Below are 19,536 nucleotides of genomic sequence, written 5' to 3'. Positions count from 1 at the left end.
CCTAATTAACTTTGAAGTTCAGTCGCTGCTGCATTGCTGCAGTCATGTGCACTTTTCCATTAGCATCAATCAGCATAGCTTTATCCACACCCATTTTCTGGGCGGCTGCTTGCCAACCTGCGACCCCTGCAATAAATATTGGCTTGCTAGCCACATCCGATAATGTTCCTGCATGTGGCCCCGGCGATATCAATACAGTCACCGCCTGCACGCCTTGTGCTGGCCATCCTGTACGAGGATCGATGATATGGCAATAACGCTGTCCATTCAGCTCGAAGTACCGTTGATAATCACCAGAAGTCCCGACAGCTTCACCATCACGCAAATCAAGCAATGCAATCGGTGCAGGTTTACGTGGATGCTGTATGCCTACACGCCAAGGCCTGTCACCATGCTGCCCTATGGCAATAATGTTACCACCAATATTAATCAATGCATTTTTAATCCCCTGCGAACGTAAGTAGGCAGCAGCCATATCCAACGCATAGCCTTTGGCATAACCACCCAGATCCACACGTACAGCCGGGTTGGTACTATGAAACATAATGCCATCGACAACAATATCCTGCATTTTTGGATTTTCTGCAACCAGCTGTTTTATCAGTGCAGGATCAGGTAGCTTTGCTTCAAAATGATCAGACTGAAATCCCCATAGTTTAATCAAATTACCAATCGCAGGATTGAATAACCCACCAGATTGTATCGAATAGCGTGTGGCATCTTGAATAATAGGAATCATGCCCGGCGCGATCGCAGCTTGTGCAGGCGCTAACGCAAAGATGCCATTCATCCGCGATAAGGTGCCAGGCTCCCAAGCATGTAAACTATGATGCATCACATCAAAATCACGCAACACTTGCGCCGTGACTCGCTCAGCCAGCGCCTGTGGCGCGCCGTATATCGTCACCTCAACCCGCGTGCCAAAAACATAGCTTTCCTGACTATAAGTTTGTGGCTGACCACAACCAGCCAAGACAAACACTACCAGCAATATCAGCCAGCGCATTGACGTTCCAATGCATCAACAAAAATACTAGCCACGTTGATATCAGTCTGCTGACTAATTTCAACAAAACCTGTTGGACTAGTGACGTTGATTTCGGTCAGATATTCACCGATAACATCCAACCCTACCAGAAACAACCCCAAATCTCGCAATACTGGAGCTAATGTATTAGCAATTTCCTTATCACGTTCTGTTAGTAGCTGAGCCACGCCACGCCCACCGGCTGCTAAATTACCACGCGTTTCACCAGCGGCAGGAATCCGCGCCAGTGCATAAGGCACGGGTACACCATCTATCAGCAATATCCGTTTATCCCCTGCACTAATCGCAGGAATATAACGTTGCGCCATGATGGTTCGAGTACCAAGCTGAGTCATGACTTCCAGTATGACATTCAAATTCATCTCATCTGGGCATACGCGGAATATACTGCTGCCCCCCATGCCATCTAATGGTTTTAGTATCACATCGCCATGTTCAGCAATAAACGATTTAATCTCGTCCATGCGGCGACTCACCAAGGTGGGCACGGTAAATTGTGGAAATTTAGCAATCGCCAGTTTTTCGTTAAACTCACGCAGCATGCCAGGCTTATTAAATACTCGCGCACCCTGCTGCTCGGCCAGACTGAGCAAATGCGTAGTGTATAAATATTCGGTATCAAATGGCGGGTCTTTGCGCATGATGACCGCATCCACATCATACAAGCACAACCTTGTCTTCACCCCCAGCGCATACCAGGCATCGTCATCCACACTGACTTGTACAGATTTCACGTCCGCCTGCACCACCCCATCACGTAGCAGCATATCAGCAGGCCGCACTACCGCAAGCTCATGACCACGTCGTCCAGTTTCATGCAACATAGCGACGGTACTATCTTTGTAAGCTTTAAGCGTGCTGATGGAGTCTATAATAAATAAAAATTTCATTGCTCTAACTCTATTGCTGCCGCAAGCATGGCCAAACGTGCCACTACACCATAGGTATAAAAACGATTCGGCGTCGCATCCGGATTTGCCATTTGGTTGGGGGTACAACAAGGCGTTTCAAACGCTAATGGGACGAAATGCATACCGGGCGCATTCAGATTTTCATCCACACCACGTCCTGTATGTACACGATAAAACCCACCTATCACAAAGTGATCCATCATATACACCACTGGCTCAGCAATGGCATCATTGATACTCTCAAAGGTATAAACACCTTCTTGTATGATCACTTCCGACACCTGCAAACCTTCCTTGCCCACCGCCATTTTATTGCGCTGTTTACGGTTCAGATCGCGCACATCAGCAGGGCTTTTCACCGTCATAATCCCCATGCCATATGTCCCTGCATCAGCTTTGACAATAACAAATGGATCAGATTCTATGCCGTACTGCTTATATTTTTCGCTGATTTGCTCCAACATGAATTCCACATGTTTTTCCAGACAGGCTTCGCCTTGTCGCGCATGAAAATCGATTTCACCGCAAGTTGCAAAATACGGATTAATGAACCATGGATCAATATCAATTAGTTTCGCAAATTCCTGCGCCACCCGTTCATAGGCAGTAAAGTGCTGCGATTTCCGACGCACGTGCCATCCCGCATGTAATGGTGGTAACAACTTCTGCTCGATTCCCTGCAAAATTGCTGGAACACCCGCAGACAAATCATTATTCAATAACACAGCACAGGGATCATAATCTGCCAATCCTATACGGTTACCTCGACGTATCACGGGTTCTAATGTCAAATGCTCATCGTCACCAATATCTAACGTGAGAGGCTCAGTCAAATCTGGTATCAGGCTACCTATGCGCACTTCCAAACCCGTTTGCCGCAGAATACTGGCTAGACGGGCAACATTTTGCAAATAAAAAACATTACGGGTGTGATTCTCAGGAATTAATAATAGTTGTTGCGCTTCAGGGCATATTTTCTCAACCGCGCTCATTGCTGCCTGTACGGCAAGTGGTATGAAGTCGGTGTTCAGATTGTTAAATCCGCCAGGAAATAAATTGGTATCAACAGGTGCCAACTTGAAGCCACTATTGCGCAAATCAACCGACGTATAAAATGGCGCTTCATGCGCATGCCATTGGCTGCGAAACCAACGTTCAATTTTTGCTGTATTACTTAAGATATGCTGCTCTAATTCGAGCAACGGACCCGTTAAAGCAGTCGTTAAATGGGGAACCATGCGATACCTCTTATTTTATTTAACCTGTCATAATGACGCTTTCGCGCTATACCAAATTAATAATGTTATGTTTCATATCGTACTCTTTGAACCTGAAATACCACCGAATACTGGCAATGTCATTCGTCTTGCTGCGAATACTGGCTGCACCTTGCATCTGGTCGAGCCACTGGGCTTCAAGCTCGAAGACAAACACTTACGCCGTGCTGGGCTAGATTATCACGAATACGCCAACTTGCATGTTCATGCCAACTGGGCAGCCTGCCTAACTGCGCTAGGTGATCGCCGCATTTTTGCACTCACTACCAAAGGTGCAACCAGCATTGCGCAATGCGAATTTCGAGCTGAAGACGTATTTGTCTTTGGCCCGGAAACACGTGGCTTACCTGCCGTCATCCTGGACAGCCTCAGCACTGAACAACGTGTGCGTCTACCAATGATGCCCAACAATCGCAGCCTTAACCTATCCAATACCGTCGCCGTGGTTGTATTTGATGCCTGGCGGCAAAACGGCTATTTGGGTGGCGCATAAAACCGTCAACGCCACTCTTTAGGTAAATAATAATCGCCATAACCATCCTGCTCCATCGGTATTTCAATCACCCCGCTGGATAAAGCTTTAGGTTTGGCACTGCTGGCAATATTAGGGAACGCAATCACCAACACCACCATCACCAACTGTATCAACACAAAAGGAATTGCACCACGGTAAATATCCGTGGTTTTAATTTCCTTGGGCGCAACGCTACGTAAATAAAACAGGGCAAAGCCGAATGGTGGATGCATGAATGACGTTTGCATGTTAATCCCGATCAACACACCAAACCATACCAAATCGATACCTAGTTTTTGTGCAACAGGTGCTAATAACGGAATAATAATAAACGCGATTTCAAAAAAATCGAGGAAAAATGCCAGCACAAATACTAGCAAATTGACCACGATGAGAAACCCCAATGCACCACCCGGTAACCCTGTCAGCAAGTTCTCAACCCATAAATCACCATTCAGACCACGAAATACCAAACTGAATACCGTAGAGCCGATAAGTATGAACATGACGAAACTAGACAAGCGTGTCGTGGTATCCAAAGCTTGTTTGAGCAGCGCCAGTGGCAAACGTCTACGCACCCATGCAAGCAGCAGTGCCCCAGTCGCACCCATCGCGCCACCTTCGGTTGGCGTCGCCCAGCCCAAAAATATTGTCCCCAGCACCAGGAAAATCAGTAACAACGGTGGCACAATAGCGCGCAGTGCACTGCCCCACAATGCTTTTCCGCGCAAGGGTCTGGCAGACAGTGGCAAAGCGGGTGCAGCAGCAGGTTTAAATATTGTAACCAGCCATACAAACAGCACATACAATCCAGTCAACACCAAACTCGGCACCAGAGCACCCTGATATAAAGCACCAACAGAAATCCCAAGCTGATCCGCCAGAACTATCAATACCAGACTAGGCGGAATAATCTGCGCTAGCGTACCCGATGCTGCAATTACCCCAGTCGCCAATCTGGCATCATAACCATAGCGCATCATAATCGGCAACGATATCAATCCCATTGCAATTACCGAAGCCGCCACCACACCCGTGGTTGCCGCCAACAATGCGCCTACTAAAATCACCGCATAAGCCAAACCACCGCGTATCGCACCAAACAACTGCCCGACACTTTCCAGCAAATCCTCAGCCATCCCGCTACGCTCAAGGATCAACCCCATAAAAGTAAAAAACGGTATCGCCAATAAAGTTTGGTTCGCCATGATACCCAGCACACGTTCAGGCAAAGCCTGCATCAGACTCAAATCTATGAAGCCAAGCTTTAAGCCTATGATGCCAAAAATCAAGCCATTGGCTGCCAACGAAAATGCAACGGGATAACCCAATAACAACACCAAAACCAATCCCGCAAACATAGCGGGTGCCATCCACTCCATGCTCATGCCGACGGCTCCTCACATAGCGCTGCAGCATGCTTAATCAGTTCAGCTATACCTTGCAAACCCAATAAACCAAATCCAACTGGTATCAATAATTTAACTGGCCAACGCAGCAAGCCACCCGCATCAGGTGACATCTCGCCCGACTGCCAGGCCAGCATGAACATGGGCCAGGAAAACCAGATTATTAATGCACAGAAAGGCAATAAAAACAGCACAGTACCAAAAATATCAATGAGTAACTGCCCACGTCTGGACAATCGCCCATATATAAAATCAATACGTACATGCCCATTATGTTTGAGCGTATCACCTGCTGCTAACAGAAATACCGCACCAAACAAATACCATTGCATCTCCAGACCCGCATTAGAGCTTTCACCAAATGTGTAGCGCCACAATGCATTAACAGCAGAAATGAGCGTCACCAGCAATATTAACCATTTCACGCTACGCCCCACCCTGTCGTTCAATGCATCAACAGCATGCGCAAATCTCAATAAAACACGCACCATTACTCTCCAGCCACGGTCATTTGAGCTATGAGTATAGAACCAGTCTGCTTGGAGCCACGCGTTTCAGTATCTGTGCCAATCGCGACTATATCCTGGTACATTTGCTTGAGATTTCCTGCGATAGTAATTTCTTCTACTGGATATTGAATCACGCCATTCTCTACCCAAAAACCCGCAGCGCCACGTGAGTAATCACCAGTTACCATATTTGTACCATGCCCGAGCAATTCAGTAACCAACAAGCCAGTACCCATTTTTTTCAGCAGCCCCGCGAAATCCTCACCAGTCGAATTTACCAGCAAATTATGGCTACCACCCGCATTACCTGTCGTTTGCATACCTAATTTACGAGCGCTGTAACTGCTCAAGAAATAACCTTGCAATACACCATCTTTGATAATTTCTCTATCTACAGTTGCCACGCCTTCATTATCAAATGGGCTGCTCGCCAGTCCTCGTAACAAGTGCGGACGCTCACTGATTTGCAACCACTCGGGAAACAACGTTTGACCCAAGCTATCCATCAAGAAAGAAGATTTCCGATACAAGCTGCTACCACTGGTCGCAGATACAAAACTCCCAATTAAGCCCGCAGCGATTGGGGCCTCAAACAATACCGGAACTTGACAAGTTTTAACCTTGCGCCCATCCAAGCGTCGCACTGTACGTTCACCTGCGCGTCGACCGACTTCGGCTGCCGATATTAAATCTGCAGCACGTCTCGCTGAGGTGTACCAGTAATCACGCTGCATGCCCTGCTCAGACTCGGCTATAACCGCACAGCTAATGCCATGTCTGGAAGTTGGATAACCCGCCAAAAAGCCCAAGCTGTTACCATATACAAATAAAGAGTTTTGCGTATTGACACTACCGCCTTCGGAATTATTCACACGCGCATCCGCGGCCAATGCCGCCGCCTCGCACTCAGCTGCCATCGCAATCGCATCTTCGATAGATTGTGTCCAAGGGTGATATAAATCCAGCTCTGGCAAATCAGTCGCCAAGCGATCCGCGTCAGGCAACCCTGCAAAACTGTCTTCTGCGGTGTAGCGTGCGATGGTCAGTGCTTTATCAACAGTATCACGCAATGCGGTGCGACTAAAATCAGACGTGGAAGCATTACCACGTCGCTGCCCTATATAAACCGTAACGCCTATCCCTTTGTCGCGATTATATTCTATGGTTTCAACTTCGCCCTTACGCACCGTAACAGACTGCCCCATTCCCTCTGAAGCCTCGGCAGCACATGCACTTGCACCCTGCTGTTTGGCATAATCCAACATTTCTTGTACGAGGGATTGCAACTCGTTTTTAGTATGGCTAAATTGATCAGACACGAAAACTCCAGACTAAGTAAAGCGAAAACCGTTATCATAACAACATTTACAGCATATCTGAGTACCATGGAAGAAATTGAAGACGAAATCCCCGTCATAAGCAAAAGCGAAATTAAGCGGCAAATGACGGCATTACAAAAACTGGGTGAAGAACTCATAGCGTTGCCTAAAAGCAAACTCAACAAACTCGATTTGCCTGAAAATTTGCGTGACGCTATTGATGATGCCAAGCGTATCACTGCACATGGTGCACTTAGTCGACAAAAACAGTACATAGGTCGACTAATGCGCATCATTGATGCACAGCCCATTGCTGAACAACTGGAGAAGTGGCGCAATCATCATAGTGATGAAAATGTAGTATTTCACCAAATGGAACAATGGCGTACAAGTTTGATTAATGATGACAATTCGGTCACATTATTTATTGCAGATTTTCCAGATGTTGACGTACAACAATTACGCACGCTAATACGCAATGCGCGTAAAGAAGCCAGTTTGCTGCAACCACCGAAAAGCAGCCGAGCTTTATTTAAATTAATACGCGGCATTATCGAGACTGCACACCCTGAACTGGCTGCAGTGGATGAAGAAGAGCCCGAAGACGAATAGCTTAGGCATGCATACTCAGCCGTTTAGATTTATAATGCGCGGCTGATATGCACCACACTAAGGTCGAATTAGATGCAAATAATCATGTTGAAATCCAAGCTACATCGTGTCACAGTCACACAATCCGAACTGCATTACGAAGGTTCATGTGCGATAGATGATACGTTGCTTGAGGCAGCTGATATACATGAATATCAGCAAATCGACATTTACAATGTAAGCAATGGCGAGCGCTTTACTACCTATGCTATACGCGCTGAGCGTGACTCAGGCACTATTTCTGTCAATGGCGCAGCTGCACACAAAGCCAACCCAGGTGACATTTTAATCATCGCTACCTATGCAAACTATAATGAAGTTGAATTAGAAAAATTTGCGCCGCAGTTAGTCTATGTCGATGCACACAACCGCATCAATAACACACGTCATCACATCCCAGTGCAAATGGCAGCCGCTTGATTACCAACGACAAGCCATTCAAACTCATCTAGCCACGGTTTAGCATAAAAACATTCTTGCACATAATTTCAATCACGCTGCACTAACCAACTTTATTCCGCGTATGATATTTACCAACGGTAGATATATCTATTTGGCATTCCCATAGAACCCACCATGTTTGAAAAAAAACTCATACAATTACTTTCACAATTCAATAACCTGTTACATATGGCACTGACTGTCGCGCTGGCAATTGCCAGTGTCATGGTCATTTGGCAATTTAGCGTGGACGTCTTTCACGCAATTACACATGGGTATCTTATAAAAGGCTTTCTGCAATCTTTAGGTACATTATTTTTAGTATGGACACTATCCAGCCTGATTTCCGCTGAAATAAGCTTCCTGCAAAATGGCATACTACATGTACGGGTATTTATTGAAGTCGTAATTATTACTTTATTACGCCAATTACTAGTCGCACCTGTACAAATGGCAGGCGCTACACCATCGACTGGAGATGAGTTTGACCCGCTACACTTCGGCCTAATCCTTGCTGCCTTACTGGTGATAGGCATCTTACATTGGTTGGTGGGTGGTGCATCGATTGCAATTAACCGTAATTTGGACAAGCCCACATGATCGTCAACGCTGATCACAGCCAAGTAGTACAAATCAATCTGGCATCGCTGCCCTGGACAGCCTCTCCCACTGGTACAGAACAACGTCTGTTAGAACATAATGGCTTAGAACAAGCCCGTACGACCTCGATTGTTCGTTATAGTGCAGGGATCCAATTCAGTAAGCACTTTCATGAGTCAGGTGAAGAAATATTTGTACTTGAAGGAACACTAACGGATGAATATGGTACTTATTCTGCTGGTACTTACATTCGAAATCCACCTGGCTCAAGCCACAACCCATCAAGCGAAACGGGCTGCACATTTTTTCTAAAATCAGGTTATATGCAACAGAATGACACACAACGTATTGTCATTAATACTAGCACCACGTCGTGGTCACCAGGCTTAATTGACGGCTTAAGTGTCATGCCCTTGAGTGAGTTCCAAGGCGAGCATACCGCGTTGGTACGCTGGCAACCTGACACTTATTTTCAGACACATCGACATCATGGTGGTGAAGAAATTCTGGTGTTAGAAGGTACTTTTCAAGATGAATATGGTGACTATCCAGCGGATACATGGTTACGTAGCCCACATATGAGTACACATCAGCCATTTAGCAAATCAGGCTGCACCATATTGGTAAAAGTGGGACATCTAGATATCTCCACCAAATAAAAACCCTTTGCATTGTGATAACTAGGGAGTGTAATATCGTGTTGATATCGAAAGTGGTAATTAACCCATTAGCGTATAGCATGAACGCATACTTACTGAATTTAAGTGAGTAATGACATTTTGGTTTTAAAGTATTAACATTCAAAGTGGAGCTCTTAACAGAGCTCCACTTTTTTGTTTCTACATCCGATTGGTTGCGCGAGGTGCCAATTGTCAGCCAATATGCATTCCAGGTCGAGTTTAACGTCAGCTGCTCGGCCAAATCGGACGGTCCCAGTCTAATCATAAAAGGTTACAATGACAGGTAAAATAACCACAACGGACTGAAATACCAGCTTAAGTGTATTCGTTTTTCATTAAGGGGCAAGCGAAAATCAAACTGCGGATCATTCATACTAACTATAATATAACGCACATTGTTGGAATAGAATTGAGCAACACGCTAAACCATAAAAGGTCGTTTTTAATTGCTTTGAGAAACCTAGTCTTGATCATTGCTTTTCTTGCATTATCAGCTTGTACAAAACATAACGAATAAGGTTAGATTGTGATCGCGAAGCGAGCCACAATCTGAACCGTTTGTTGGACAAGCCCGGCATGGCTGGGGCGGGTGTTGCTTGAGCGCTTATGGAAATATCTTTTTGACTATGCTGGCATAACTGGACGCGTTACGCATCCCACCCGCCATTTCACGACCTTCACGTTGCCATTGCAGCAACTTATTCTATTCAACTCACCGTTTTTAGTCGGCTTTTCGGGCATGTTAACCCAATTTCAGCCTTCTTCAGGGCGAGCACGGCCATACCTGCCTAGTCTGGCAGGTGGGCGGTGTGGGCTGGTTTAGCGCATGGTCTCCCACCCTGTGTCATCTGCTCTGTGTTCCCGTTTTATAGATGGGGCTGATGTGGCTAGCGGTATCGCTTTGATACGTGTGCGCACTATCTTCATCACCCCACCGCAACATTGGCAACGTATCGCTGGTCTGGGTTGCGCTGGCGGCGGATTGTTCCGTCGCCATAGGTGGGTCAGCTGTAGCTGGGTGAGTAGTTTGCTATTGGGATGCAGGTAGCCAAAGTTGCGGGCGCGGCGGTAGCCTTTGGGCAGAATGTGTTGCAGTATCAGTCGCAGGAAGGCTACACCACTCAAGGTACGGGTTTCCATTTGTTTGGTTTGGCTGTTCCGGTAACGGAAGGTGACCTGACCATGCCGGTCGGAGAGGATGTCTTTCTCCTGTATCACCCCCCGATACAGATAGCGCCCAAGGTAGATCAGAGCGTGCTGTCCAGTGCCGACGGCTTTGCAATCCACCACCCAATCGGTCGGGTAATCGTTTGGCAGGGTGAGTCCTGCTTGTCTGATGCCTGCCAGTAATTTGGCACGAAATACTTTGGCCAGGGCTTTGTGGTTAAACAGGTAGTTGCCGTGTTTATGACGCATGCGTCGCTGTTTGGGGTTAAAGGCGACAGCGGGCATGACGAGATGCACATGGGGGTGATAGTCCAGTCGGCGGTTATGGGTATGCAGTACAGTCACCGCCCCTGCGCTGCCGCGCAGCTTGTTGTCGTTTTGGCTGAAGGTGTTGACTGTTTCCCACGCGCAGCGTGTGATCAAGTCATACATGACGCGCTGATGTTGCCAGGCCAGTGTGCGCAACTGGGCGGGCACGGTGAAGGTGAGCATGAAGTAGTTGGCGGGGATGGATTTGTGTAATTGCTGGTCTATCCAGCGCTGTGATTCGTGCGCCTGGCAATGCGGGCAATGCCGATGACCGCAGGAATGTGGCAGGTAGCTGGGTGTTTGACAATCATCACAGGCAAGTTGCATCCTCGGGCTCATCTGGCTACGGCAGGTTTGAAAGGCGGTTAAGGCAGCTTGCTGGCTGGGCAATAGGTGATGACCGTGTTGTGCAAGCAGTTTAGCTGCGTAGGTTGCTACGATGTGCGCCAGTCTGATCATTTGACTTTGCCCCAATGAATGTGGAATTTCTCCATTAATTGATTAAGGCGAGTGTGTGCGCTCTGATGGCGTTGTTCGGTGAGGTGGGTGTAGCGGATGGTGGTGAGGATGGACTGGTGTCCGAGTATCTGCTGAATTTCGAGTAAATCGATGCCAGCTTCTATCAGGTGGGTGGCATAGCTGTGGCGCAGGCTGTGTGGTGTAATTCTTTTTTTAAGCCACAGTCACGGGTCACTTGACCCAAGGTGGTCTGGATACCACCACGATCCAGCGGGGTGCGTGCCAAGTGCGATTTGGCAAGACCGCCGTGTCGATTAGGAAAGAGCAAGCTTGGGTTGCGATGGGTGAGCCAGAAACGGCGCAATACCTGCAAGGTGTTCTCTGATAACGGCACCAATCGATCACGGTTGCCTTTGGCGTTGCGTACTTGCACCCGCATCCGATCCGCATCGATATCCCCTACCTGCAAGCGTAAGCCTTCGCCTAATCGTAAGCCCAGGCTGTAGAGGGTGAAGAAGAATACGCGGTAGCTCAATACGCGGGTGGCCATGAAGATTTGTTGTGCCTGGGCGACGGTAATGATGTCGGGCAGGCTATATGACTTGGGTGGTTTAACCAGATCCGCACCTGGCCAGGGTTGGCTGAGTACATGGGCATAATAGAACTTCAGTCCATACAGATCATGTTTGAGCGTACTCCATGAATGGGTATCCAGGATGCGAACAAAATAGTCGGTTAATTGTGGCTTGGTGAGCGCGTCTATCTGGTCATTAAAATACACCGCTGCGCGCCGTACGCCGTGTGAATACAAGGCGATGGTTTTAGGCTGCATGCCTCTGAGCTTGAGGCAATTCAGCAGTCGCTGGTGATTGTGCTCGAAGTGCGCGGGGATGGGTGTGGGGGCTGTCAATGTCGTCTCCTCGTGGTACAGTAATCAAAATTCCATTGCTGGGGGAGACGAAATTATGCTGCGTAATTTGATGGTTCGGGAATATTTCTCCGCGATAGCGGCTTCGTTCAACAAAGACTTTCAGCAGGGCGCATACGTTTGGCAACGTGCTTGGACCTCCTCGGTGGTTGCTGCACTTCAACAAGCAGAGGCATCGAGTCATGTGGATCGTTGGCATGTGTTGGCGGGTGAATTTGATCATGATGCGCAATCTTTTAGCCCTGCTCAAGTTTCATTTTCCGTACTGCCTCGCTTAAAACATCCTGTGGTGATGGTATTTCGTATTGATGGACAGATGCGGCACTTGGATGGAAATATGCTCATCGATCGTTTGACGCAAGTTCGGCAACAATGGCAGTCACATGGGGTACATGTTTCTGCACTGGAAATAGATTATGACTGCGCGACTCAGCAATTACCTGTTTACGAACATTTTCTACGTCAATTGCGTGATAGCTTACCTAAAGACATATCCCTGAATATTACGGCGCTGCCTGATTGGCGGCATTCAAGCAGCATTTCGTCTTTATTGCATCAGGTGTCGCGTTACACTTTGCAAGTTCACGCAGTCAGCAATCCACGTCAAGGGCTGTTTGATTCCTCGTTAGCAGAGACTTGGGCGCAAGAATTTTCCCATTTATCCAGCACCCCTTTTGAATTGGCATTACCTAATTACGGTTCCCGAATTTTAAGTAACACGCAAGGTAAATTACTAGCCGTTGAAAGCGAGATGCCTATATTGGCCTCTGCACAACAAACACAAGAATTAATGGCTCAACCAGCTGTGCTGACCGCGTTTTTGCGTAAATTACACACTGATCCACCAGCGCATTTACAAGGTGTAGTTTGGTTCCGCCTCCCTGTGAGTGGGGATCGCAGAACTTGGTCATACCAAACTTGGGTAGCTGTGATGGATGACCGTTATCATGCGGTGCCTTTGTTGCCGGAACTACAATCACATACTAACGGGATGTTGACCGTGGTGTTAAATAATCCAAATGATATGGATGTGGAATTACCAAGATTGCTTGTACTGAATCATGCTTGCGAAGTAGGGGATGGTGCGAATGCTTATGTCTTTAATCCAGACAAAGCATCTTTTTCGCGACAGCAGGAAGGCTTATTACATGGACATGCACAACGCGTGATTGGCTGGATTCGTTGTGCTACAACGGGGATGAAAACATATGCGGAAAATTGAACTGACTTTAATTGCGGTGCTGGCCAGTACTTTGGTGCTGACCGCTTTAGCCTGCGGCCCAGATTTCAAACTTTTATTGCCGGGGCGAGCAGCTGTGTTAGCCGATCCAGCAACCGGTGGAAATTTTTATGCAGACGCCATGCATTTGTTGGATGGTACGGATTCGACAAAAAACTTACCGCCCGTTACAGGCACAAATGAAGTCAGTTCAAGCGAAAATTCTACTACAACGGATGAGCAGCCAAATCCTCAATCTGAGAAAATTCTGGATGCCAGCGGGGATGAAACCTATCGTAAATTGGCTGACAAACCCGAAGCAGATCGTTTGTATGCTGCTGCAGCAACAGATTTTCATCTTCAGCATTACACATCTGCTGCCGAACGTTTCCATAAGATTTTGAACCTGCCTGATAAGTCGGGCGATTCACGTGTGGTATGGGCGGCATTTATGCTAGGACGGATTGCTTTGGTACAAATCCGTGATATCAAGCCTGACTCACAATTGCTGTTACAGGCAGATCAGTATTTTGTTATGACTCGCAAACTTGCTAGCCAAGGTAAAGCTGATCCTCTGCAATTGGCACTGGAGAGTTATGGGGAACAGGCGCGCACTCACTTACTGACCGCAGGTTACCCCAGTCTGGCGGACGGCTCATCAAAAGAAGTCGCTGCGAATGTGGTTCAGGCCGTGCATCTATACTCGATGCAGAGCCGTCTGGGTGGTGATGGAATATTATCGTTGAGAGACGTTTCGCGGTGGTTATTTAAAAATCAAAACTTGTTGTCGTTGACGGCAGAAGATAACGAAACCCGTAAACTGTTGATTAGTTATGTGGTGGATTTTGTTGAACCGGGGGATGCCTTTGGTAGAGAGACGGCAAAACCTGAACAAGCTGACAAGATGAGTGCTTTATTGGAAATAAGTGAGCAGCAACTCCGTCAGAAAAATTTTGATGGGGCGGATAATTTAGCCGTTATGGCCTATGCCATGGGTCGCTACGAAGATGCGGCAAAGTTTGCAAAGCACGCCAATTCGCCTCGCGCAGAATGGTTGAAGGCAAAACTGGCCATCCAACGAGGTGATATGGATGCCGCTGCACAACGAATAAGGTTAGATTGTGATCGCGAAGCGAGCCACAATCTGAACCGTTTGTTGGACAAGCCCGGCATGGCTGGGGCGGGTGTTGCTTGAGCGCTTATGGAAATATCTTTTTGACTATGCTGGCATAACTGGACGCGTTACGCATCCCACCCGCCATTTCACGACCTTCACGTTGCCATTGCAGCAACTTATTCTATTCAACTCACCGTTTTTAGTCGGCTTTTCGGGCATGTTAACCCAATTTCAGCCTTCTTCAGGGCGAGCACGGCCATACCTGCCTAGTCTGGCAGGTGGGCGGTGTGGGCTGGTTTAGCGCATGGTCTCCCACCCTGTGTCATCTGCTCTGTGTTCCCGTTTTATAGATGGGGCTGATGTGGCTAGCGGTATCGCTTTGATACGTGTGCGCACTATCTTCATCACCCCACCGCAACATTGGCAACGTATCGCTGGTCTGGGTTGCGCTGGCGGCGGATTGTTCCGTCGCCATAGGTGGGTCAGCTGTAGCTGGGTGAGTAGTTTGCTATTGGGATGCAGGTAGCCAAAGTTGCGGGCGCGGCGGTAGCCTTTGGGCAGAATGTGTTGCAGTATCAGTCGCAGGAAGGCTACACCACTCAAGGTACGGGTTTCCATTTGTTTGGTTTGGCTGTTCCGGTAACGGAAGGTGACCTGACCATGCCGGTCGGAGAGGATGTCTTTCTCCTGTATCACCCCCCGATACAGATAGCGCCCAAGGTAGATCAGAGCGTGCTGTCCAGTGCCGACGGCTTTGCAATCCACCACCCAATCGGTCGGGTAATCGTTTGGCAGGGTGAGTCCTGCTTGTCTGATGCCTGCCAGTAATTTGGCACGAAATACTTTGGCCAGGGCTTTGTGGTTAAACAGGTAGTTGCCGTGTTTATGACGCATGCGTCGCTGTTTGGGGTTAAAGGCGACAGCGGGCATGACGAGATGCACATGGGGGTGATAGTCCAGTCGGCGGTTATGGGTATGCAGTACAGTCACCGCCCCTGCGCTGCCGCGCAGCTTGTTGTCGTTTTGGCTGAAGGTGTTGACTGTTTCCCACGCGCAGCGTGTGATCAAGTCATACATGACGCGCTGATGTTGCCAGGCCAGTGTGCGCAACTGGGCGGGCACGGTGAAGGTGAGCATGAAGTAGTTGGCGGGGATGGATTTGTGTAATTGCTGGTCTATCCAGCGCTGTGATTCGTGCGCCTGGCAATGCGGGCAATGCCGATGACCGCAGGAATGTGGCAGGTAGCTGGGTGTTTGACAATCATCACAGGCAAGTTGCATCCTCGGGCTCATCTGGCTACGGCAGGTTTGAAAGGCGGTTAAGGCAGCTTGCTGGCTGGGCAATAGGTGATGACCGTGTTGTGCAAGCAGTTTAGCTGCGTAGGTTGCTACGATGTGCGCCAGTCTGATCATTTGACTTTGCCCCAATGAATGTGGAATTTCTCCATTAATTGATTAAGGCGAGTGTGTGCGCTCTGATGGCGTTGTTCGGTGAGGTGGGTGTAGCGGATGGTGGTGAGGATGGACTGGTGTCCGAGTATCTGCTGAATTTCGAGTAAATCGATGCCAGCTTCTATCAGGTGGGTGGCATAGCTGTGGCGCAGGCTGTGTGGTGTAATTCTTTTTTTAAGCCACAGTCACGGGTCACTTGACCCAAGGTGGTCTGGATACCACCACGATCCAGCGGGGTGCGTGCCAAGTGCGATTTGGCAAGACCGCCGTGTCGATTAGGAAAGAGCAAGCTTGGGTTGCGATGGGTGAGCCAGAAACGGCGCAATACCTGCAAGGTGTTCTCTGATAACGGCACCAATCGATCACGGTTGCCTTTGGCGTTGCGTACTTGCACCCGCATCCGATCCGCATCGATATCCCCTACCTGCAAGCGTAAGCCTTCGCCTAATCGTAAGCCCAGGCTGTAGAGGGTGAAGAAGAATACGCGGTAGCTCAATACGCGGGTGGCCATGAAGATTTGTTGTGCCTGGGCGACGGTAATGATGTCGGGCAGGCTATATGACTTGGGTGGTTTAACCAGATCCGCACCTGGCCAGGGTTGGCTGAGTACATGGGCATAATAGAACTTCAGTCCATACAGATCATGTTTGAGCGTACTCCATGAATGGGTATCCAGGATGCGAACAAAATAGTCGGTTAATTGTGGCTTGGTGAGCGCGTCTATCTGGTCATTAAAATACACCGCTGCGCGCCGTACGCCGTGTGAATACAAGGCGATGGTTTTAGGCTGCATGCCTCTGAGCTTGAGGCAATTCAGCAGTCGCTGGTGATTGTGCTCGAAGTGCGCGGGGATGGGTGTGGGGGCTGTCAATGTCGTCTCCTCGTGGTACAGTAATCAAAATTCCATTGCTGGGGGAGACGAAATTATGCTGCGTAATTTGATGGTTCGGGAATATTTCTCCGCGATAGCTAAAGTGGACCCCTCCGTCAAGACAATAATACGTCGAGTTTAAGAGGGTAACCTTTCATATGCAGCTGCACGGCGCTGCCCCGGTTTTGTTTCTGGTTTTCGATCTTTTTCTAACAACGCTTTTCCTGACGTAGTGAACTTGTCCACGATGCTGGCACCACCGCCACTGGCTGTTCGATAAACCTCGTCTGGTGTTTTATAACCCAGTGACTGATGGATACGTTCAGCGTTATAAAACACAAAGTATTCCGTCAATCCTAGCAGCAGTGCTGGTAATGTAGCATAGCCTTTCAAATATACGTCTTCGTGCTTGACGCTACGCCAGAGCCGTTCCACAAAGATGTTATCCAATGCCCGTCCGCGACCATCCATGCTAATCGTAATGCCGTTTTCCTTGAGTGCACCCGTAAACGCGTCACTGGTGAACTGACTGCCCTGATCAGTGTTAAATAACTCAGGTATGCCGTGCGACTGTAGTGCCTGTTCCAGACAGTCCACACAGAAGCCACTGTCCATCGTATTCGATAATCGCCATGCCAGCACTTTGCGCGAGTACCAATCTATCACTGCCACCAAATACACGAATCCTCGTGGCAGGCGCAGGTAAGTGATATCCGTACTCCACACCTGATTGGGACGGGTCACTGCGACACCTCTGAGCAGGTAAGGATAAATCTTATGCTGCGGGTGCGCACGACTGGTGTTCGGTCCTGGCGCCATGCCAGCTAACCCCAGTGTGCGCATTAATCGTTGCACTCGTTTGCGATTGATGTGGTGTCCTATGCTACTCAGGTAATGCCTAATCTTGCGGCTGCCATAAAATGGATGCCGTGTGTATTCTGTGTCTATCAACGTCAGCAATGCCAATTCTTGTTCGTCAGTGGCTTTGATCAATCTGGGCGCATAAACGCTGGATCGCGCCACACCCGCCAATGCACACTGCTGACTGAGTGCTAAAGATGTGCATTGGCTAATCCACTGCTTGCGCAGTGCTATGGGTTGATCCCGGACTTTTTTTTAAGCCAGTCCAATTCCATTTTGAGTCTGCCAATCTCGGAATACAGTCGCTCTGGACTAGCAGAGAGATCCACTGGCTTCGGGCCGCGTTTGGCATTAAACAAGCCAGCAGCTTGTTCTTGCAACTCTTTCTTCCACAATCCAACCTGGGTCGGATGCACGCCAAATTCCTGACCTATTTCGTTAACCGTCTTGACACCACGAATCGCTTCCACTGCAACCTTGGCTTTAAACTCACCCGAAAAATGCTTACGATTTGTTTCACTCACAACCCGCTCCTTTTTACAGCAGGTTACCATCTTAATTCATTGTCCAGAAATCGGGGTCCACTTTAAGCGGCTTCGTTCAACAATATCATCAAGCTTTGACCGCTTATGCGCAAGAACATCCTCAAGCTGAGGGCGCCACTAAAACTACTTCGCTTGAATATACGTATGCCGAAGACTATGACTGGACTACAGTTCCGCCAGAAGCGCTTTTACGGGATGAATTTGCCGTATTTTCTGTAGGTCGTGGAGACTTTGATCAGGCGTTACAAATTCTGTCTGAAACGTCGTGGTTAGATGCGGCTTATTTGGCGGAACGTATTTTTTCCACTGAGGAATTGCAAGCCTATGTCGATCAACATGCCGCGACCATTCCTGTTGTATCGGACGAAGAGAAAATACAGGGTGTTGTGGCTTATCGACGTACGCCTGCAGAAGGTCTACGTGAGTTATTGGCGCGACGATTGATGCGCGAGGGGAAATTCGCGCAAGCAATCCCATATTTTTATGCAGGGCCTATGGCTCAAGATGAATTGGGAAATCCTGTGAAGGGGAACCCCTCGCAATGGGCAAAAGCCTATATGGCATCTTTAATCTTGGCTCAGCATACACATGACAAACTTGAAAAAGCACGAGCTTGGTATGCTGCTGCGAACATGGCACGTGAGCATGGCATGGAAATTTTGGGATATGAACTTGATCCGGATGATGCTTTTGCGGATGGTAGTTATCAGCTTGACTACACAAGTTTTGTGCCAAAAAATGCATTTGTTTTTTTTGCGGGTGAATACCTTAACAAGGTAGATGCTTTGTCGAAAGTAGAGCAGAAACGGTTTCAAGGTTTTAATTTAGTCAGCCCATCCGAACGCCAGCGTTTTGCGTCAACTACGCCCACCATCGACAAACGTTTTCATTATCGTTATATCGCCGTGCAAGAGGCGCAAAAGACCGCAGCATTATTGCCCGTAAAGTCTCAAGCATATGCATCGGTGTTGTGTAATGCGACAGGTTGGATACTGTCTGGCGATGATAAGTTAGCGCAGTCGCTATACCATCAATACGTGAAACACGGCGCTCAGTTCCCTTGGGCGGCACATTTTGGGCATAAGTGTCCAGAACCAGATTTTACGGCTTTGCAAACGGGACGTACGTGACGCTATTTACGCTGCGTGGTGTATAAATTGACGTGGGTGTAAGGGTAATCCACTGCACTTTTACTGAGTCTGAAAGTGGGATTTGGCGAGTAACCACAGTTCAGTCTAGTATATACAAC

Annotated in this window: 16 protein-coding genes and 3 pseudogenes; 8 read left to right on the top strand and 11 right to left on the bottom strand. The window is 48.2% G+C overall.

Annotation, left to right across the window (positions count from 1 at the left end):
* Nucleotide 1 precedes the first annotated feature (1 nt).
* Genes SFSGTM_RS06265 through gshA form a run of 3 tightly spaced genes read right to left on the bottom strand, consistent with a single transcriptional unit; the run spans nt 2 to nt 3,197 of the window.
* Nucleotides 2-1,006 carry an FAD:protein FMN transferase gene (locus SFSGTM_RS06265; protein WP_162084437.1) on the bottom strand — a complete coding sequence of 335 codons (1,005 nt, stop codon included), beginning with the start codon at nt 1,004-1,006 and terminating at the stop codon, nt 2-4.
* Nucleotides 994-1,938 carry a glutathione synthase gene (gene gshB, locus SFSGTM_RS06260; RefSeq protein WP_162084436.1) on the bottom strand — a complete coding sequence of 315 codons (945 nt, stop codon included), beginning with the start codon at nt 1,936-1,938 and terminating at the stop codon, nt 994-996. The genes SFSGTM_RS06265 and gshB overlap by 13 nt, the downstream gene beginning before the upstream one ends.
* Complete coding sequence (gene gshA / locus SFSGTM_RS06255; protein ID WP_162084435.1) at nt 1,935-3,197, bottom strand: glutamate--cysteine ligase; 1,263 nt, start codon at nt 3,195-3,197, stop codon at nt 1,935-1,937. Before gshA ends, gshB begins: the two co-directional genes overlap by 4 nt.
* 67 nt (nt 3,198-3,264) lie before the next feature.
* On the opposite strand from gshA, the gene trmL reads away from it, so the two are divergent.
* Nucleotides 3,265-3,729 carry a tRNA (uridine(34)/cytosine(34)/5-carboxymethylaminomethyluridine(34)-2'-O)-methyltransferase TrmL gene (gene trmL / locus SFSGTM_RS06250; protein ID WP_162086225.1) on the top strand — a complete coding sequence of 155 codons (465 nt, stop codon included), beginning with the start codon at nt 3,265-3,267 and terminating at the stop codon, nt 3,727-3,729.
* A gap of 5 nt (nt 3,730-3,734) precedes the next feature.
* On the opposite strand, the gene SFSGTM_RS06245 is transcribed toward trmL, so the two are convergent.
* The 3 genes from SFSGTM_RS06245 to pmbA are packed head-to-tail and all read right to left on the bottom strand — an operon-like array spanning nt 3,735 to nt 6,987.
* Entirely contained in the window at nt 3,735-5,138 is a 1,404-nt protein-coding gene (locus SFSGTM_RS06245; protein ID WP_198420618.1) for a TRAP transporter large permease, read from the bottom strand.
* Entirely contained in the window at nt 5,135-5,650 is a 516-nt protein-coding gene (locus SFSGTM_RS06240) for a TRAP transporter small permease subunit (RefSeq protein WP_232526055.1), read from the bottom strand. The genes SFSGTM_RS06245 and SFSGTM_RS06240 overlap by 4 nt, the downstream gene beginning before the upstream one ends.
* The gene (pmbA, locus tag SFSGTM_RS06235) at nt 5,650-6,987 is read right to left on the bottom strand and encodes a metalloprotease PmbA (RefSeq protein ID WP_162084434.1); all 1,338 of its coding nucleotides are present in this window, start codon (nt 6,985-6,987) and stop codon (nt 5,650-5,652) included. The genes SFSGTM_RS06240 and pmbA overlap by 1 nt, the downstream gene beginning before the upstream one ends.
* A 66-nt stretch (nt 6,988-7,053) precedes the next feature.
* Here pmbA and yjgA point away from each other — a divergent pair, with 66 nt between their 5' ends.
* The 4 genes from yjgA (at nt 7,054) to SFSGTM_RS06215 (ending at nt 9,338) form a co-directional block, all read left to right on the top strand.
* Nucleotides 7,054-7,599, top strand: a complete 546-nt coding sequence (gene yjgA, locus SFSGTM_RS06230; protein ID WP_162084433.1) for a ribosome biogenesis factor YjgA — start codon at nt 7,054-7,056, stop codon at nt 7,597-7,599.
* A gap of 72 nt (nt 7,600-7,671) precedes the next feature.
* Nucleotides 7,672-8,058, top strand: a complete 387-nt coding sequence (panD, locus tag SFSGTM_RS06225) for an aspartate 1-decarboxylase (RefSeq protein WP_162084432.1) — start codon at nt 7,672-7,674, stop codon at nt 8,056-8,058.
* Nucleotides 8,059-8,214: 156 nt separating this feature from the next.
* Nucleotides 8,215-8,679, top strand: coding sequence for a phosphate-starvation-inducible PsiE family protein (locus tag SFSGTM_RS06220; RefSeq protein WP_162084431.1), 465 nt, complete (start codon nt 8,215-8,217; stop codon nt 8,677-8,679).
* Nucleotides 8,676-9,338, top strand: a complete 663-nt coding sequence (locus tag SFSGTM_RS06215; RefSeq protein ID WP_162084430.1) for a cupin domain-containing protein — start codon at nt 8,676-8,678, stop codon at nt 9,336-9,338. The genes SFSGTM_RS06220 and SFSGTM_RS06215 overlap by 4 nt, the downstream gene beginning before the upstream one ends.
* A gap of 840 nt (nt 9,339-10,178) precedes the next feature.
* On the opposite strand, the gene SFSGTM_RS06210 is transcribed toward SFSGTM_RS06215, so the two are convergent.
* Together SFSGTM_RS06210 and SFSGTM_RS06200 are read right to left on the bottom strand one after the other, a co-directional pair.
* A complete protein-coding gene (locus SFSGTM_RS06210) occupies nt 10,179-11,294 on the bottom strand; it encodes an IS91 family transposase (protein WP_162083488.1) in 1,116 nt (371 codons plus the stop codon).
* Nucleotides 11,291-12,204 (bottom strand): annotated as a pseudogene (locus SFSGTM_RS06200) (tyrosine-type recombinase/integrase). The gene SFSGTM_RS06210 and the pseudogene SFSGTM_RS06200 overlap by 4 nt, the downstream one beginning before the upstream one ends.
* A 55-nt stretch (nt 12,205-12,259) precedes the next feature.
* On the opposite strand from SFSGTM_RS06200, the gene SFSGTM_RS06195 reads away from it, so the two are divergent.
* Nucleotides 12,260-13,444: a DUF3142 domain-containing protein gene (locus SFSGTM_RS06195; RefSeq protein WP_162084429.1), complete on the top strand. Its 1,185-nt coding sequence runs from the start codon at nt 12,260-12,262 to the stop codon at nt 13,442-13,444.
* Entirely contained in the window at nt 13,431-14,636 is a 1,206-nt protein-coding gene (locus SFSGTM_RS06190; RefSeq protein ID WP_162084428.1) for a hypothetical protein, read from the top strand. Before SFSGTM_RS06195 ends, SFSGTM_RS06190 begins: the two co-directional genes overlap by 14 nt.
* Nucleotides 14,637-14,855: 219 nt before the next feature.
* Here SFSGTM_RS06190 and SFSGTM_RS06185 read toward each other — a convergent pair whose 3' ends face one another.
* The 3 genes and pseudogenes from SFSGTM_RS06185 to SFSGTM_RS06170 all read right to left on the bottom strand — a co-directional run.
* Entirely contained in the window at nt 14,856-15,971 is a 1,116-nt protein-coding gene (locus SFSGTM_RS06185; protein ID WP_162083488.1) for an IS91 family transposase, read from the bottom strand.
* Nucleotides 15,968-16,881 (bottom strand): annotated as a pseudogene (locus SFSGTM_RS06175) (tyrosine-type recombinase/integrase). Before SFSGTM_RS06175 ends, SFSGTM_RS06185 begins: the two are co-directional and overlap by 4 nt.
* A 234-nt stretch (nt 16,882-17,115) precedes the next feature.
* Nucleotides 17,116-18,296, bottom strand: a pseudogene (locus SFSGTM_RS06170) (IS3 family transposase); the annotation flags it as partial.
* Between the two features lie 65 nt (nt 18,297-18,361).
* On the opposite strand from SFSGTM_RS06170, the gene SFSGTM_RS06165 reads away from it, so the two are divergent.
* Entirely contained in the window at nt 18,362-19,417 is a 1,056-nt protein-coding gene (locus tag SFSGTM_RS06165; protein ID WP_162084427.1) for a hypothetical protein, read from the top strand.
* The last annotated feature ends 119 nt before the right edge of the window (nt 19,418-19,536 follow it).

Origin of the sequence: Sulfuriferula nivalis (assembly GCF_009937995.1) — a bacterium.
GTDB classification, from domain to species: Bacteria; Pseudomonadota; Gammaproteobacteria; order Burkholderiales; family Sulfuriferulaceae; genus Sulfuriferula; species Sulfuriferula nivalis.
Note: the sequence above shows the minus strand (reverse complement) of the source record. Positions and strands in the feature narration are given on the sequence as shown.